Origin of the sequence: Pelotalea chapellei, from assembly GCF_018531195.1 — a bacterium.
In the GTDB taxonomy this organism is placed as follows: domain Bacteria; phylum Desulfobacterota; class Desulfuromonadia; order Geobacterales; family Pseudopelobacteraceae; genus Pelotalea; species Pelotalea chapellei.
This window is the reverse complement of record NZ_JAHDYS010000016.1, coordinates 74641-92471: the sequence shown is the minus strand read 5'-3', so window position 1 is coordinate 92471 and position 17831 is coordinate 74641. Positions and strand designations below refer to the sequence as shown.

Genomic DNA, 17831 nt, shown 5'->3' with positions numbered 1-17831 from the left:
TCGGTTTTCAAAGACCAGACACTCAGTCAAGACGAACAAACTAACAAAACTATCTCAATGTGTCAACTTCTTTTTTTAACCAGACAAATTTTCTTGTCTGCCCAGGAAACCCCTAAAAACCGGTTTCCTCAAAAGGGACTCAGTTTCTAACACGACATTGTGCCCCTGTCAAAGAAAAAGATTGTTCAAAAGAAACCTTTTTTAAAAATCCACCTTTTTCAGGAATTTAGAAAATTTCGTAAAAACCATGAGAGCCCAGAGAATGGACTTTCATCAGGTTGGTAGACCCTCGGGTCTCAATGGGCGTGCCCATTGTTATTACTATAAGGTCTTCTTTGCGGAAGCCGGAAGAGAGTAATATTTTCTCTACTTCAAATATTTGCTGATCAGTATTTTCCATTATTCCTATTTCTGTACAGCGGACCCCCCAGAACAGGGATACTCGCCTGCGAATTTCAGCACAGTTTGTGAAAGCAATAATAGGAATGGTTGGCCGGAAATAAGAGATAAGCCCGGCTGTACGGCCGGACTGGGTAAATACAACAATAGCTTTTGCATTGAGCCCAGCGGCCGCACTACAAGCGGATTCAGCTACAGCCCGGGAAATACCCCTGGAAAGATCGGGCCCATGCACCGGACGACGCATGAAGCCACTTTGCTCAATATCAACTGCCACCTTAGCCATTGTTTCAACTGCTTGTAGCGGATAGTCGCCGCTGGCTGTTTCACCGGAAAGCATTACTGCATCAGTGCCGTCAATAATCGCATTGGCGACATCAGAGGTTTCTGCTCGAGTTGGCCTCGGATTTTTGATCATTGAGTCGAGCATTTGCGTTGCAGTAATTACAGGCTTACCTGCCTGATTACAGGCTTCAATGATTTTTTTCTGAAAAACAGGCACCTTCTCTGCCTGGACCTCTACTCCCAAATCCCCACGAGCGACCATAATTGCATCGGCAGCCTTGAGAATTTTAGCGAAGTTACGCATAGCTTCCGGCTTTTCAATTTTGGCGATAATCGGGATCTGCCGGCCACTAGCTGAAATCAGTCGCTTCAACTCCTCCACATCTTCGGCAGTCCGCACAAATGAAAGTGCTATAAAATCAATAGATTCGCCAAGACAAAAATCAAGGTCCTTACGGTCCTTATCTGTCAGAGAGGGAGCAGAGACTTTCACTCCTGGAAGATTGATACCCTTATTGTTTTTCAGCTCACCACCCGTAACTACCTGGCATAAAACTTCTTCTCCCTTTACAGATAAAACTTTAAGTTCCAGCAAACCATCATCCAAAAGAATTCTGCTACCGGGACGTACATCCCGCGGTAATTCTTTATAGATAGTAGGTATTATTCCCTTTTCGCCCAGGATATTGGCAGTTGTAATGGTAACCTCTTGACCTTTCAAAAGAGGCATCACATTGTCTTTCATCTTGCCGGTTCGAATTTTAGGCCCCTGCAGGTCAGCAAGGATCCCCACGTCCCGTCCCATACGCGCCGAAACTTCTCGTATACGATCAATCAATTCCTTTTTTTCACTGTTTTCCCCGTGAGAAAAATTCAATCTAAAAATATCAGCACCTGCCAGGATAAGCTTCTGAAGCATTTTTGATGAAGAACTAACCGGACCAAGAGTTGCTACGATTTTTGTCTTGCGGACTTCTTTTAACATTGCTGCTCCTTACTATGGTTTTGAACCGCTTTTCACAAAATTTAAGGTACCGCCAGCCAATAGCTCCTGACGCTGCCGATCGGACACATCAAGCAAGGTAATAATTTCAACGCCTCCAACAAAAACACGAAGCTCTGACAATCCGCTTTTGATCTGTTTACGTACATCAGGAATAGAAAAATCCTCTCCTGCCTGAAAACGTCCATAATCAGCCGAATCTTTAAAAACCAATGGCAGAATTCCGAAGTTAACAAGATTCGCTTTATGAATTCTTGCAAAACTCTTGGCAATCTTCACACGGATTCCAAGATAACGCGGAGCAATGGCGGCATGCTCGCGGGAAGATCCCTGACCATAATTTTCTCCAGCTATAATCGCACCATTTCCAAATCCACGAGCTCGTGCAGGAAAATCGGGATCAATCTGTTCAAATACATGTTCACTAATTGCCGGTATGTTGCTGCGTAACGGCAGCACCTTATTGCCGGCCGGCATGATGTGATCAGTAGTTATGTTATCACCAAGCACACTTACTACTTTCACCGACAGGTTATCCGGAAGTGGTTCAAAATCTGGAAACGAAACAATATTGGGACCTGTAATAATTTCTATATTATCAGTTTCCTCCAAAGGATAGATGATTCCGGAATCATCAAGCAGGTATCTTTCCGGATTCTGTACCGCAGGATAGGATTTTATGTCACCTAGACGTCGCGGATCGGTAATGACACCATGTATACCCGCAGCAGCAGCAGTTTCAGGGGAACATAGATAGACTTTGTCATCCTTTGTCCCACTGCGCCCAGGAAAATTGCGAGGGAACGTGCGCAATGATATCTGATTTGTTCCTGGAGCCTGCCCCATGCCTATGCAACCCAGGCAGCCTGACTGATGGATAATTGCTCCGGCCATCAGCAGAGAAACTATCCCCCCCTGATCCGCCACATTTTCCAATACTTGTCGACTTCCCGGGTTTATATGGAACGAGACACCAGGGGCGACTCGTTGACCTTCCAATACTCGACAAACAGTCATCAGATCGCGAAAAGAAGAATTAACGGAACTTCCTACCAGCACCTGGTCAACTTTCACCCCTGCAACATCCGCTACCGGAACTACGTTATCAGGCGATGAGGGGCAGGCAATCAAAGGCTGTAAGGAGGAAAGATCTATTTCGTCGTACTCGTCGTACAAAGCCCCTTCATCGGCAACCAAAGGTGACCAGCACTCACCACGCCCTTGGGAAACAAGAAACTCCCGGGTCCGCTCATCAGATGGAAAAATCGAAGAAGTCGCTCCAAGCTCTGCTCCCATATTTCCGATAGTTGCCCGATCGGTGACGGAAAGGGTTGCGACTCCTGGACCGTAGTACTCAATTATCTTGCCTACCCCACCCTTGACCGTATGGCGCCGCAGCATTTCAAGAATCACATCCTTGCCGGAAACCCATTCCGGGAGTTTTCCCGTCAGTTTCACCCCCATAATTTTTGGACATGGCAGGCTGAATGAATGTCCCGCCATGGCAAGAGCCACGTCAAGGCCACCCGCCCCGATAGCCAGCATGGAAAGCCCCGCTGCTGTGGGAGTGTGCGAATCCGCACCAAGCAAGGTTTTGCCCGGAACTCCAAAACGCTCCAGGTGTACTTGATGTGAAACACCATTGCCTGGCTTGGAAAGATGAATGCCGAATTTCATTGCTGCCGAAGTCAGGAATGCATGATCATCAGCATTTTTATAATCTGTCTGCAGCAGGTTATGATCAATGTACTGGGCCGCCAGATCAACTTTGACCCTGGGAAGCCCCATTGCGATGAATTCCAACATCGCCATCGTTCCGGTAGCATCCTGCAAAAGGGTGTGATCAATGGTGAGGGATATTTCTTTACCTGGAATAAGCTCTCCCTCTGCCAGATGACTTTCGAGCACTTTGGTTGCAACATTTTTTGCCATAACCACCTCCGTTTTAATGTCTCTCAGGCGTGAATGGCCTCTTTGTGTACATCCAGAGCAGCTTCCTTGATTGCCTCAGCAAGAGTCGGATGAGCATGGCATATCAAGGCAATATCCCGCGATGTCCCCCCGAAACTCATCACCGCGACTGCCTCGGCAATCAACTCGGAAGCTCTTGGTCCAACGATATGTACACCGAGAATTCTGTCAGTATCTGCATGTGCAAGTATTTTTACCAGCCCGTCAGTCTGATCCAAGCAGCGTGCACGACCACTGCCGGAGAAATTAAAGCGTCCCACCTTGTAGGGGATGCCTGACTGCCTGAGTTGCTCCTCGGTCTTCCCAACGGTAGCTCCCTCAGGATCGGTGTAGATCACACCCGGTATGAAATCATATTCAACGACAGAAGCTTGACCGGCCATGCGCTCAACGCATACCACGCCCTCCTCCGAAGCCTTGTGAGCAAGCATGGGACCTGGGATACTGTCTCCAATGGCATAAATACCACCCACAGATGTCTGATAATCAGAATCAACGATAAGCCATCCTTTTTCATCGAGCTGAATTCCCAGTTCTTCCAATCCGAGCTCTTTGGCAACAGGTCTGCGTCCGGTGGCCACCAGGATTCGATCACAATCAATCTCCTCATTCCCGGAACCGCTGTCATATTGCACGAGAGCTTTTGTACCTATTCTGCGCATGCCGGTTATGCGGGTTTCAAGCTTGAACTGAATGCCCTGTTTGCGCAAAGAACGATAAATAAGATCAGCTGTCTGACGATCCATTGAAGGCAGGATTTGGGGCATCATTTCCATCACCGTCACCTTTGATCCAAGACGGCGCCAGACTGAACCAAGTTCAAGACCGATAAAACCACCACCAGCTATAATCAAATGTTCCGGTAACTGTTCAAATGACAGTGCCTCTCTGGCTGATACAACCACCTGCCCATCAAATGGAATGCCCGGCAGCGCTGATGCTTCACTGCCTACTGCGAGTATTACTTTTGGAGCTCGAATAACCAAAGCACCTTGAGAGAGCTCAGCCGGAGCCGATTGTTCCCCTGTTTGTGCAACGGAAACTTCGTGCATACCGTCTGTACCCGCACCCATGAGCCGGGCAATCCCATGAAAATGCTGAATACCTCTCTTTTTAAAGAGATAGGAAATGCCGTCAGTCAGTTTTTTAACTACATCTCCTTTACGTCTCATCATCTCGCTTAAGTCGAGACGAGGGGCATCTATAATGATGCCGTGGGCGAAAAAATGGTCACGTGCAAGTGCGAAAAGATCGCTGGAATCAAGGAGAGCCTTGCTGGGTATACAGCCTTCATTCAGACAGACCCCGCCCAGTGCAGACCTCTTTTCAACCACCGCCACCTTCATCCCCAGCTGTGCAGCGCGGATAGCCGCCACATATCCGCCTGGGCCTGCTCCAATTATGATCAGGTCAAACTGTTGTTCAGGCACGGGATCACCCCCAAATTTCATATCTAATTATACTACATCATCCTTTTTTGCCTGCTGTGTCAAAACCTCATACTCCACATTTCAATAAACTTGCTCGCTTTTGGGCACAAACCACTTTATCTGATTGTGCCCGATACCGGCTGGTGCAGGTTCGATTCCACGAATACGTGCATTCACCACGGGCAGAGCATCAGGCACATACAAAAATGTATAGGGCTGTTCTTCAGCAAGAATCTCCTGAATTCTGAAATATGCTTTCTTCCTTTTCTCGATATCAAAGGTGCTGCGGCCTTCCACCAGCAAACGATCCACCTCGGCGTTCTTAAATCCAATAAAATTCAATTCTCCAGTATTAGTCTTGCTGGAATGCCAGATATCGTACATGTCAGGGTCCTGAGAAATACTCCAGCCAAGCATCACCACATCAAATTTCCCCTTGTCAACGAACTCCTTAAGAAAAGTGGCCCATTCCACTATGCGAATTTTAACCTCGATGCCGATGGTCCGTAGCCGCTGTTGTACAATCTGGGCGGTCATTAATCGTTGCTGATTCCCTTGGTTTGTTAAAATGGTAAAAGTAAAAGGCCTACCGTCCTTCACCAAGAAGCCGTCACTGTTCTTCTCCTTCCAACCTGCCTGGGCCAGTAACTGCATGGCATGCTGCGGATCATAGGCGATATCCTTTACATAAGGATTATAAGCCCAACGACCAGGCACAATTGGACCATGGGCTTTCTGGCCCATACCGAAAAGCACCCCATGAATCAGCTCATCCTTGTTGATCGCAGCTGTTACTGCTTGTCTGATCCGCCTGTCCTTAAAGAGCGGGTGGCGAAGGTTGTAGCCCATATACACATATCCCGATGAAGGGTAACGGTATTTGTTGAAGCGTGAAGTAAAATCCGATGAATTGGTTTGGCGGGCATACTGAACCGGCGTCAAGCCCATCAGATCGATGGCACCAGCTTTAAGTTCCATGTACATGGTGGATGAATCGGGAATGATACGATAGATGTAGCGGTCAATATAAGGACGCCCTTCAAAATAGTCTTTGTTGGCTTCAAGCACAATTTTCTGACCGGCGATCCACTCTTTGAATCGATATGGACCTGTACCAACGGGATTACGGGCCAACAGGCTTTTGGTAATGTCTTTTCCTTCTAAAAGGTGGGCAGGGAGGATATTCATACCCCACGAAGCAAGAGCAGGGGCAAAGGGGTTGGCATAGGTTACTTTGACAGTGTGATCATCAGGGGCTGTTATTGCTTTGACTTGCTTGAAATCCTCGGCGTAAGCGGTGGGGGTGGCCGGATCAACAACAACCCGATAGGTATAGAGAACATCGCGTGAGGTAAAGGGTGCCTTATCATGCCAGACAACACCCTTGCGGAGATGAAAGGTGATGATCAAGCCATCCGGGGAGATATCATAGGATTCCGCAAGATCTCCTGTGATGACAAGGTTCTTATCATATTTGATCAGACCATTATAGATCTGTCCTGCCACAGCGTGTGATGATGCATCAGAGGCCAGCAAAGGAATCAGTGTGGAAGCTTCTCCAATGGTTCCTTCAATAATTGCATCCCCAGTTGCAGGGACTGTAACAGACTCACGATGTTTTACTTCAGGAGGTGATGAGTTGGAGCAGGCACACAGAATAAGCAGACACACCATCACAAGCAGCTTTTTCCAGCACCACCGGCTCATCGCTCACCCTGCTCCCCTTTTAGTTTATGAATCTTGATTACAAGATCTTTGCGATCGGGATCCATTTCAAGGGCTTTTTTGTACTGTTTCAGAGCTTTTCTATGCTCGCGTCGCGCAGCATAGGCATCACCCAAATGCTCCAGTATGGTTGAATCATCGTCAACCAGCCGAGCCGCTTCCTCAAGTTGACGCACAGCATCATCATACTTTTTCATTTTGAAATAGACCCAGCCGAGGCTATCAAGTATGAAACCGTCATTGGGACGTATCTCCACCGCCTGCTTGATGTAACCTAGAGCCTCATCAAGATTTTCGCCAAGTTCAGCGTAAGAATAACCGAGGAAATTAAGCGCTTGTGCATCTTTTGGGCTCAAAGTGAGCACTTTTTTCATAGCGAGGATTGATTCCTGTTTTTTCCCCAGCTTATCCAGAAGCACGCCGAGCCTGAAATAGAAACGGGGATCTCCGGAAAATCTTTTCTCTACAGAAGAGAGCAGGTCAAGAGCAGTTTGCGGCTGCTCGGCCGATTCATACAGTGATGACAGATTGAGATAGAGCTCGATCTGGGTCGGGTCGGTGGCAATGGCATTGCGGAGCATTGCTATGGCCGCTTCAGTCCGGCCCTTCTCCTTAAGAATGAAAGCCATGTGGCCAACTGCTTCAATGTGGGCTGAAGATCCACTTGGAATTTTAGCGAACTCGGTATAGGCACGATCCAGCTCATCCTTCTCTTCATAGGCAATACCGAGATAAAGCCTTATATGATGAGCTTCAGGGTCTTTCTGGAGCAGTTCATCAAAAACGGTGATCGCCTCATCATATTTTTCGAGTTCGAGCTGAATCAGCCCTATCTTTCGCATGGTTTCCTGTCCACCCAGACCGGAATCCACCGACAGATACAAATATTTCAGAGCTTCCTCAAACCTTCGCTGCTGAATGAGCAACTGGATCAATCGCTGAAGGATTGCAGTACGATTACTGTCCTCCTCATCCAGAAGACCCCGGTATATTTCAATTGCCTTCGAATAATCCCCAAGAGCCTCGAAAGAAGCGGCCATATCAATGGATGCCTGGCTGAAGTCCGGACGCAGTTCAAGAGTTTTTTTGAAAAACCCGGTTGCATCGCGATATAGCTTCATTTGACTATAGGTACGCCCTAGATAGTAGTACCCCAAGGCGGAGTCCGGATTTAATTTTACCAATGCTTTGAGAGTGCTGACAGCCTCCTCGTATTCAAACAGCCTTGTCAGCGAAACAGCCAGATGAAGATAGGCCTCTTCCTTGGTCGGATCGAGCTTGATTGCCTTGCGAAGATGCTCTGCGGCCTCCCAGTCCTTTCCGGCCGTGGCCATCAAAACACCGGCCATCAGATAGGGTCCTGGTGCATTGGGATCGAGCTTGATGGCCTTGCTGATATATTCGAGCGCTTCGGGAACCTGCCCGATCTTGAGCTTGATTTCGGCGGCAGCCGTATTGAGATAAGCCGAAGATGGATCCAGTTCAATGGCATCGCGGAGCATGTTCATTGCTCCCGGATAGTCACCCTCTAAAGTTGCCAGCCTGGCACGAGAATACAGATAGAGCGCGCGGGCATGGCCATCTTGAACAGCGGTAGGTGAAGGGGAACCGGCAGGTTTCGTGTCACTGAGTGTGGCACACGAAACAATTGTGGAGAGGCACAGCAGTATGGTCAAAAAAAGTTGCATCAGGTAACAGTCCGTTCATGGAAAATGTTTTAAAATCTAACATGAATGCAGATGAGCGTCAAATCAATATCCTGCCGTACAACTATCCTGTACCTGCTGCGACCTTGACACCAATCCACGGCCTATGCTAGTTATATTATTTTTAAATTTCAAATGCTTGGAGTCGTCATGGTCTTTCCTGACTACGCAACTTTTCTCGAGTTGTCCCGAGAAGGCAACCTGATACCTGTCTACCAAGAGATAATGGCCGACATGGATACACCGGTGACGGCTTTTAAAAAGCTGGATGATGGTCGCTTTTCGTTTCTGCTGGAGAGTATCGAGGGGGGGGAAAAATGGGCACGGTACAGCTTTCTCGGTTCCAGCCCATCACTGATCATACGTTCAAAGGGTACAACTGTTGAAATTCTGGAGAATGATGCCGTCACCACATTGACCAGTGATGATCCACTGGCCTGCATCCGGGATATCCTCGGTCGCTTTACACCGGTAGAAGTGGAAGGACTGCCGCGTTTTTTCGGCGGCGCGGTTGGCTATCTCGGCTATGACATGGTTCGGCATTTCGAATCCCTGGCCACTGAGAAACCGGCAATTATTGACGCCTATGACTCCTACTTCCTGATCACAGACACCATTGTTATTTTTGACAATGTAAACCAGAAGATAAAGGTTGTCTCCAATGCCCATCTTGACGGTGGCATTCCTCCTGAACAGGCATACCAGATTGCCACTGAAAACATAAACAGCATCATCAAACGTCTGCGCACACCGCTTCCATCAGGGACGACCGCGCCAACAGCCATCCGCACCAAGCTCCATTCCAACGTCAGCCGTGAAGATTTCGAGGCTTCCGTTAGAAAGGCACAGGAATATGTCCGATCGGGAGATATCATCCAGATTGTTCTTTCCCAGCGTTTCAGCGGCCCGCTTTCAGCAGATCCTTTCGATGTCTACCGCGTACTGCGCACCCTCAATCCGTCCCCCTACATGTTTTTCCTGCGCCTTGATGACACCGTCATCGCAGGTGCCTCACCTGAGGTCATGGTTCGCAAAGAGGGACAGCGCGTAGAACTTCGTCCAATTGCCGGCACCCGTCCCCGCGGCACCACGCCAGAAGATGATGTGCGCCTTGCAGAAGAGCTGCTGGCAGATCCTAAAGAACGGGCCGAACATGTCATGCTGGTTGATCTTGGAAGAAACGATCTCGGTCGGGTCTGCCGCACCGGCACCGTTTCCGTTTCGGAACTGATGATCATCGAGCGCTATTCCCACGTGATGCACATAGTTTCGAACGTACAGGGGACATTGCAGGAAGATCGTGATGCTTTTGACCTGGTGCGGGCAACCTTTCCCGCAGGCACCCTTTCAGGAGCCCCCAAAGTTCGCGCCATGCAGATCATTGATGAACTGGAACCGGTACGTCGCGAAGTCTACGGCGGCGCAGCCGGGTATTTTTCCTTTTCCGGCAACATGGATCTGGCTATTGCGATCCGCACCCTGGTCATCAAGGATGGTTTGGTCCACCTCCAGGCCGGCGCCGGCATCGTTGCCGATTCCGACCCTGGCTCGGAATGGCAGGAAACGGTCAACAAAGGCATGGCTGCCCTGAAGGCAATTGAGATTGCAGAAGGAGGATTGATATAGATGCTGATGATGATCGACAATTACGACTCTTTTACATACAACATAGTCCAGTATTTCGGCCAGTTGGGTCAGGATGTACATGTGTATCGCAACGACAAAATCACTCTGGAAGAAATTGAAGCCCTCAAACCGGAGCGCCTGGTGATCTCCCCCGGCCCCTGTTCACCCGAAGAGGCGGGCATATCGGTTTCAGCCATCAAACACTTTGCAGGCAAGATTCCCATTTTAGGCGTATGTCTCGGGCATCAGGCCATGGGAGCGGCTTTTGGCGGCAAGGTTATCCGCAGTGTCTCCCTGATGCACGGCAAAACTTCACCTATCCATCATACCGGCACTGACCTCTTTACCGATCTGCCGAATCCTTTCCAGGCCACCCGCTACCACTCGCTGATCGTAGAACGCTCCAGCCTGCCCGACTGCTTCGACGTGACTGCCTGGGTTGAAAATGGCGAGATCATGGGCATGAGCCACCGGGAATTCCCCTTATGGGGAGTGCAATTTCACCCGGAATCCATCCTCACCGAAAGAGGGATGGACATCCTGGCCAATTTCCTGCGCATCAGCGCATAAAACATACTGCTTATTCAAAAGCAAAGGCCGCTCCGGTTCTTCGGGGGCGGCCTTTGCATTTGCAGATCATTTTATGGCGATGCTTCTACCGTATGCCCTTCTTCTGCATGGCTGTTGAATAGCCCTTGTCCATTCCCTGAATGTGGTTCACCAGCCAGCTTTTCAAAAAGCTCAGCACCTCCTGACTTAAAGCAGTGCCAGCCTTGAACTTGCCCTGAATTTCAACAACCTGCCCAATCAGTGCCTCATGAGCGCGTTTCTGCTCATCAAAGCCGGTGTAATTGACCTCCCGCATCAAACGCTCTTCATTGGCAAAATGATTCTTAGTATAATTAACCAGTTCATCAAGGATGGTGCCGATGGCACCGTTGCCGCGACCAGAGCGCATGGAGGAATACAGGTTGTTGATAATGTCGATCAGGCGCTGATGTTCCTTGTCCATAGCTGCAACGCCGACACTGTAACTGGGGCTCCAGTTGATCAGCTTGCCCGACCCAGCCAGCTTAAACTGTCCTACGAGTCTTTCCAGTTCCACAGCCAGCCGGGAAAGATGCTGCGCAGTCGATGAGGTTTTACGTGCGCCCTCCACGGTATTCTGTGCGACATCGGTGATCTGGTGAATATTGCTGCTGATCTCGCTGGTGGTAGCGGTCTGCTCCTCTGCTGCAGTAGCTATCTGCTGCACCTGCAAGTTCACGGCATTAATTTCATCCTGAATGCGTGACAAGGCCTCTCCCGAACGCGCAGCCTCCTCGGTGCCCTGCTCAACCTCTGCCACCCCCTCCTCCATCGCTGCCACAGCAGTTTTAGTTTCCTGCTGGATTGCCTTGATCATCAGGCCAATCTCACGGGTAGCCTTGGTTGTCCGTTCTGCCAGAGCACGCACTTCATCGGCTACGACTGCGAATCCCCTGCCCTGCTCCCCTGCCCGGGCCGCTTCGATAGCGGCATTCAAAGCGAGCAGATTTGTCTGGTCAGCGATATCTTCGATAGTACTGATAATGGAACCGATCTGGTCGCTGCGCCTGCCAAGTTCTTCCACAGTTGCTGCAGATGACTGAACTCTCTCGGCAATGCGGTGCATGACCTTGATTGATTTTTCAACCACAGCTGCGCCATGTACCGCTGCCTGATCTGCTCTCTGGGCACTTTCCGCCGCCATCTGACAGTTCTGGGCAATATCGCCGGAAGTAGCGGACATTTCTTCACTGGCAGTCGCCACGGTGATGGCCTGGCCTGCAACAACCTCTGCCCCCTCGGCCATTCTGACCGCATTCGCCTCCATCTCTGATGAAGATTCAGACACCTGCGAGGAGGAATCGGCCAGCATACCGATCATCTCTCTCAGATTGTTGACCATCTTTTCGAATGAGGTGGCCAGCTGTCCGATCTCATCCTGTGACTCAACCTGAACGATAACCCCGAGATCACCGGAAGCGACCTGTTCAGCATCTGTAGTAAGCCGCTTCAGAGGGGCACTGATTGCCCGGGCAAAAAACAATACCATGGCAGTTCCGATCAGCACGCTCAGACACAGCAGGGCAATGATCCAGTTGCGCGTAGTCTGGGCAATCCCTACAGCCCTGGCGTTTTCACGACCGGACTGTTCGATGATGAGCTTCTTCAGCGAATCCAAAGCCTTCAGAGACTGATTGAAAGATGTACTTGAGCCCCCCATCACAACAGCAGCCACATCTTCACGCGACTTGTTCTGCAGCACCAGTTCCTTGATTTTCGGATACTCGGCCAGATACGCACCCCAGGCAGTCTTGAATTCTGCGTACCCCTTCTTCTCCGCTTCGGTATCCAGCAGCTTTTCGTAGACCGCCTGCTCTTTCCCGAGTTTTTCAACCGTCTCATCGTTACGCTTGAGATACTTTTCCTGGGCTTCCTTGTCCGTAGCCAGCAGCATCAGCATCTCCCCACGCCGATGACTCCCCACAAGGCCATCGATTGCCGTGATAGCCTGGATGCTGGGGATATCATTGTCGGAAATGCTCTTGGCGCTGGAGAGCAAACGCCCGTTCTGGACTATGGCGAAAATGCCCACCAGGGTCGTGAGCACGATGATGGCGAGAAAGGTAGCTATCATTTTAGTGGCGATGCTGAAGTGGCTAAACATGATCCGGGCCTCCTGTTATTTCGACGGATGTTTCTTCATTAAGGAGTGTACTTTATACTCTCTTCCAAAAAGATCAAGTTGTATCTGACATGGCTACAGACATAAAAAAAGCCCCCGGATGTCACCACCGGGGGCCGTTGCCATTCTGCTGTAAAACCACTTCTACAAAACCGGATGAGGGGTCGTATCTGTGCTGATCGGCAGCAGGGGATGAACCACTTTTGGCTGCTGTCCTGTCAGGCTTCCCAGGAAGGCGGTGATGGCATCAGTCTCATCCGAAGAGAGCTGGATGCCGAACTGGGCAGAGCCCATGACAGCCACCGCCTCTTTCAAGCTCCATACCACCCCCGAATGAAAGTATGGGGCGGTAATGGCAACATTGCGCAGGGAAGGTGATCTGAAAACATATTCGTCACTGGCAGTATTGGTCACCTTGAAACGCCCCTTGTCCCCGCGCGGCAAGATGCTTTCCACCGGCTTGCTGACAACCCCGAAAGGATAGTAGCCGCCCCCGCCAAGATTGCGACCTCCATGACAGGTAACACAGCCTTTATCAATGAACAGTTTCAATCCTTTTGTCTGATTTGAATTCAGAGCTGTCCGGCTCCCTTTCAGATACTGATCAAAGGGAGCGTTGGGGGTAATCAGTGTTGCCTCATACACTTCGATAGCCTTGGCCATGTTATCGAAAGTAACCGGATCTTTATCTGCCGGGAAAGCGGCCTTGAAAGCCTTCACATAGCCGGGCATGCTGTTGAGCGTCTTCAGCACCAGTTCAGGCGTGGCATTCATTTCCACCGAAGCCTGCACCGGACCTTTGGCCTGTTCAGCCAGATCCTTGGCCCGCCCATCCCAGAACTGGGCAATATTGAACACGGAATTCAGCACGGTGGGCGCATTGCGCGGCCCTTTCTGCCAGCCATGCCCGGTGGAGGTTTCCTGCAGATCAGCACCCCCCAGTCCTACGTTATGACAGGTATTACAGCTGATCAGCTGCGACTTGGAAAGTCTCGGATCAAAATACAGCTTTGCACCCAGATCAATTTTTGCAGGTGTGGCCGGATTTCCTTTCATCACAGGCGGCTTGGTCGGTATGGGTTTGAACAAAGCTTTTGCACTGGCCTGCAGATCTTCCGCAGCAAAAGAGTGGGCCGCTCCAGCAGTTAACGTCAGAATAAGAGCCAAGGTAACTTTCCGCATCATGAAGTCCTCCTCTGCGTGAAAAATAGTGAAACTGCTCGACTACAAATACTACGTACAGCACATGCAGTGTCAAGAATAAATTAAAATATTTTATAATAAAATCGCTTTTAAAAAACATAGTGAAGCTCTTTGTGAAAGGGGAGGTTGCATAATCCACCTCTTTTTTTTATAGTAGCTGACTTACAAAAATCCTCAGATCCCAGATAAAAAGGTAACCAGCACCCATGAACAAGGAACTTGCCAAAGGCTACGAGCCCCATGACGTTGAAAAAAGGTGGTACACCGAGTGGGAGGAGAAAGGCTACTTCCGCGCTGAAGCCACATCGGACAAGAAGCCATACAGTATTGTCATCCCTCCCCCGAATGTTACCGGAGCCCTGCACATGGGGCACGCGCTCAACAATACCCTGCAGGACATTCTCTGCCGATGGAAACGCATGCAGGGATATAATGTACTCTGGATGCCCGGCACGGACCATGCCGGTATCGCTACCCAGAACGTGGTTGAACGCCAACTGGCAGGAGAGAAGAAAGACCGGCATGAACTGGGACGCGATGCTTTTATCGAACGGGTCTGGAAGTGGAAGGCCGAATCGGGCGGCCAGATCATCGGTCAGCTGAAACGTCTGGGCGCATCTTGCGACTGGGAGCGCGAACGTTTCACGATGGATGAGGGTCTTTCAAAGGCGGTACGCACTGTCTTTGTAAAACTGTTCGAAGATGGCCTGATTTACCGCGACAACCGGCTGATCAACTGGTGCCCCCGTTGCCATACGGCTTTGTCAGATATTGAAGTCGAGCATGAGGACAAGAAGGGGCACCTCTGGCACATTCGCTATCCTGTTGTCGGCGCACCGGGCAGTTACGTTGTTGTTGCTACCACGCGACCGGAAACCATGCTGGGAGACACGGCCGTTGCAGTGCATCCGGACGACGAGCGCTATCAGCATCTGATCGGTAAAAAAGTGATCCTGCCGCTGATAAACCGGGAGATCCCGGTTGTTGCGGATGAATATGTTGACCGGGAGTTCGGTACCGGAGTGGTCAAGATCACTCCTGCCCATGACTTCAATGACTTCGAAGTTGGAGTCCGGCATGGCCTGGACCGGATCAACATTCTGGATGAATCGGGCATCATCAATGCTGCCGGACACCAGTACGAAGGGATGGATTGCCCCGCAGCCCGCACCCGCATCGTGGCCGAGCTCGAAGAGGCCGGACTGCTGGAGAAAACAGATGACCACCCCATGTCGGTAGGCGGCTGCTACCGTTGCAAGACAGTGGTGGAACCATATCTGTCTCTGCAGTGGTATGTCAAAGTGGCTCCACTGGCAGAGCGTGCTCTGGCAGCTGTCAAAGAGGGCAAAACCCGCATCCTTCCCAAGCAGTGGGAGAACACCTACTACGACTGGATGGAGAATATCCGCGACTGGTGTATCTCGCGCCAGATATGGTGGGGACACCGCATTCCTGCGTGGTTTTGCGACCACTGCGGAAAAGTCACGGTTGCCATGGAAGATCCCACCCGCTGCGCACACTGCAACAGCGATGAGATCCGCCAGGAGACCGATGTGCTCGATACCTGGTTTTCTTCGGCTCTATGGCCCTTCTCCACCATGGGTTGGCCGGACCGAACAGAAGAACTGAAAACATTCTACCCCACCTCGTGCCTGATAACGGGCTTCGACATCCTCTTCTTCTGGGTGGCCCGGATGATGATGATGGGACTGCACTTTATGGACGAAGTGCCATTCAGGGATGTCTACATCCATGCCCTTGTGCGCGACGCTCAGGGCCAGAAAATGTCAAAATCCAAAGGCAATGTCATCGATCCTTTGACTGTGATCGACCAGTACGGCACCGATGCCTTCCGCTTTACCCTGGCCGCCTTCGCCGCCCAGGGGCGTGACATCAAGCTGGCCGAAGAGCGCATCTCCGGATACCGCAACTTCTGCAACAAAGTCTGGAATGCCGCCCGCTTCACCCTGATGAACCTGGAAGGTTTCGATCCTTCATCCATCAATCCGGCGGAGCTGAAATACTCCCAGGGCGACCAGTGGATCCTGCACCGCCTGAATGAAACCTGCCGGATGGTTGATGAAACGCTGACCGGCTATCGTTACAACGAAAGTGCCATGGCGCTGTACCAGTTCACCTGGAGCGAGTTCTGCGACTGGTATCTCGAGCTTTCCAAGCAGGACCTGTATAACGGGACCCCCGAGCGCAAGCAGACCGTCCAGTATGTGCTCTGGTACACGCTTGAGAACCTGCTGCGGCTGCTGCACCCCTTCATGCCCTTCATCACCGAAGAGATCTGGCAGGCGTTGCCGAAGAGACAGGGACCGGGCACCGGGGATCAGGGCACGGCCACCATCATGCTGGCAGAGTACCCCTCGTACAGCGACAGCCACTCCTTTCCCCAGGCGGCCGCCGATATGGAGCGGGTGATGGCGGTGATCAGCGGTATCCGTAACATCCGCGGGGAGATGGAAGTTCCACCCTCAAAGCAGATTGCGGTCATCCTCTCCTGTGCCGGCGGAGACAGTCTGCGGCTCATGAAGCACAACGAAGCAGCCATAATCAGCCTGGCCCGCATATCCGACCTTGCCATCGGGCAGGAGGTTGAAAAGCCGGAAGATGCTTCCATCCAGGTTGCAGGAGACATTCAGATTTACGTGCCGCTCAAGGGACTGGTAAATGTAGAGGAAGAGGAAAAGCGCCTGTTAAAGGAGATTGCCAAGATCGAGAAAGAGATCGAGATGTTCTCCAAAAAGCTGTCCAACCCCAGCTTTGTTGATCGCGCACCGGCGGATGTCGTTGCTAAAGAGCGACAAAAACTGGCCGAAGTGACCGACAAGAAACAGGTTCTGGAGGAAAGCCTGCAAAAGATTGTCAAGTTAAAGGTATAGATAATGACCCTTCACAATGTTGCCATATTTGCGAAAATGCACGATCCGCGCTGTCAGGTAGTGGCTAACGAGCTGGTCAGCTGGCTCGAGGAGCGGGGCTGTGCTCCGTTGGTGGACGAACATCTGGCTCGTCACATCAGCAATCAGAAGGGGATTCCCCAGGAAGAGATCCGCGACCAGGCCGAACTGGTGGTGGTGTTGGGCGGCGACGGCACCCTTATTTCCGTCGCCCGTCTCTTCAGTGGAAGAGATGTCCCCATTCTCGGAGTCAATCTGGGCAGCCTCGGCTTTCTGACTGAAATAACCCTGGAGGAGCTTTATCCACGCCTGGAGCGCTGCCTGGAGGGCAATCCCCGTGTCTCCGAGCGCATGATGCTGGAAGTGACACTCCACCGTGAAGGAAAGGCAATCGAGAAATGTCATGTGCTTAATGACGTGGTCATCAATAAGGGAGCCTTGGCACGCATTGTTGATCTTGAAACCAGGGTAAACCGTCATTTTCTGACCACATACAAGGGGGACGGACTGATCATTTCCACTCCGACAGGCTCTACCGGTTATTCCATGGCCGCCGGCGGCCCCATCATCCAGCCGCTGATGAGCTGTATCGTCATCACTCCAATCTGTCCCCACACCCTGACCAATCGCCCGATTGTGATCACTGATGATTCGATCGTCTCAGTGACCGTCACCTCATCCTTTGATGAAAATGTGTACCTGACCCTGGATGGCCAGGTCGGTTTCGAACTGAAGGAGGGAGACTCGGTCGAGATTCGGCGGGCACTCAAAACCACAGCCCTGGTCATGTCCCGCAGCAAGGACTATTTTGAAATCCTGCGTACGAAACTGAAGTGGGGGGAGCGTTAGCGTAGTCCAAATCTA

The 17831-nt window shown here is 50.9% G+C and carries 11 protein-coding genes; 4 read left to right on the top strand and 7 right to left on the bottom strand.

Annotated features, from left to right (window positions below):
- Positions 1-226 precede the first annotated feature (226 nt).
- From pyk to KJB30_RS15060, 5 genes are all read right to left on the bottom strand, one after another.
- Complete coding sequence (gene pyk, locus KJB30_RS15080) at positions 227-1669, bottom strand: pyruvate kinase (protein ID WP_214300807.1); 1443 nt, start codon at positions 1667-1669, stop codon at positions 227-229.
- Between the two features lie 12 nt (positions 1670-1681).
- Positions 1682-3619 (bottom strand): aconitate hydratase, encoded by a 1938-nt coding sequence (locus KJB30_RS15075; protein ID WP_214300805.1) that lies wholly within the window; start codon positions 3617-3619, stop codon positions 1682-1684.
- Between the two features lie 23 nt (positions 3620-3642).
- On the bottom strand, positions 3643-5088 hold the full coding sequence (gene lpdA, locus KJB30_RS15070) for a dihydrolipoyl dehydrogenase (RefSeq protein WP_214300802.1): 1446 nt from the start codon (positions 5086-5088) through the stop codon (positions 3643-3645).
- Between the two features lie 81 nt (positions 5089-5169).
- Positions 5170-6795 (bottom strand): peptide-binding protein, encoded by a 1626-nt coding sequence (locus tag KJB30_RS15065; RefSeq protein ID WP_246545723.1) that lies wholly within the window; start codon positions 6793-6795, stop codon positions 5170-5172.
- A complete protein-coding gene (locus KJB30_RS15060; RefSeq protein WP_214300799.1) occupies positions 6792-8501 on the bottom strand; it encodes a tetratricopeptide repeat protein in 1710 nt (569 codons plus the stop codon). Before KJB30_RS15060 ends, KJB30_RS15065 begins: the two co-directional genes overlap by 4 nt.
- Before the next feature lie 168 nt (positions 8502-8669).
- Here KJB30_RS15060 and trpE point away from each other — a divergent pair, with 168 nt between their 5' ends.
- Both trpE and KJB30_RS15050 read left to right on the top strand, forming a co-directional pair.
- Positions 8670-10145 carry an anthranilate synthase component I gene (gene trpE / locus KJB30_RS15055; RefSeq protein WP_214300797.1) on the top strand — a complete coding sequence of 492 codons (1476 nt, stop codon included), beginning with the start codon at positions 8670-8672 and terminating at the stop codon, positions 10143-10145.
- Positions 10146-10715: an anthranilate synthase component II gene (locus KJB30_RS15050; protein ID WP_214300795.1), complete on the top strand. Its 570-nt coding sequence runs from the start codon at positions 10146-10148 to the stop codon at positions 10713-10715.
- Positions 10716-10800: 85 nt separating this feature from the next.
- Here KJB30_RS15050 and KJB30_RS15045 read toward each other — a convergent pair whose 3' ends face one another.
- Together KJB30_RS15045 and KJB30_RS15040 are read right to left on the bottom strand one after the other, a co-directional pair.
- Positions 10801-12837, bottom strand: a complete 2037-nt coding sequence (locus KJB30_RS15045) for a bacteriohemerythrin (RefSeq protein ID WP_214300793.1) — start codon at positions 12835-12837, stop codon at positions 10801-10803.
- Between the two features lie 162 nt (positions 12838-12999).
- Complete coding sequence (locus KJB30_RS15040; protein WP_496198537.1) at positions 13000-14040, bottom strand: cytochrome-c peroxidase; 1041 nt, start codon at positions 14038-14040, stop codon at positions 13000-13002.
- A gap of 224 nt (positions 14041-14264) precedes the next feature.
- Here KJB30_RS15040 and KJB30_RS15035 point away from each other — a divergent pair, with 224 nt between their 5' ends.
- Positions 14265-16949 carry a valine--tRNA ligase gene (locus KJB30_RS15035; protein ID WP_214300790.1) on the top strand — a complete coding sequence of 895 codons (2685 nt, stop codon included), beginning with the start codon at positions 14265-14267 and terminating at the stop codon, positions 16947-16949.
- A 3-nt stretch (positions 16950-16952) separates the two neighbouring features.
- A complete protein-coding gene (locus KJB30_RS15030) occupies positions 16953-17816 on the top strand; it encodes an NAD(+)/NADH kinase (RefSeq protein ID WP_214300787.1) in 864 nt (287 codons plus the stop codon).
- Positions 17817-17831: the final 15 nt, after the last annotated feature.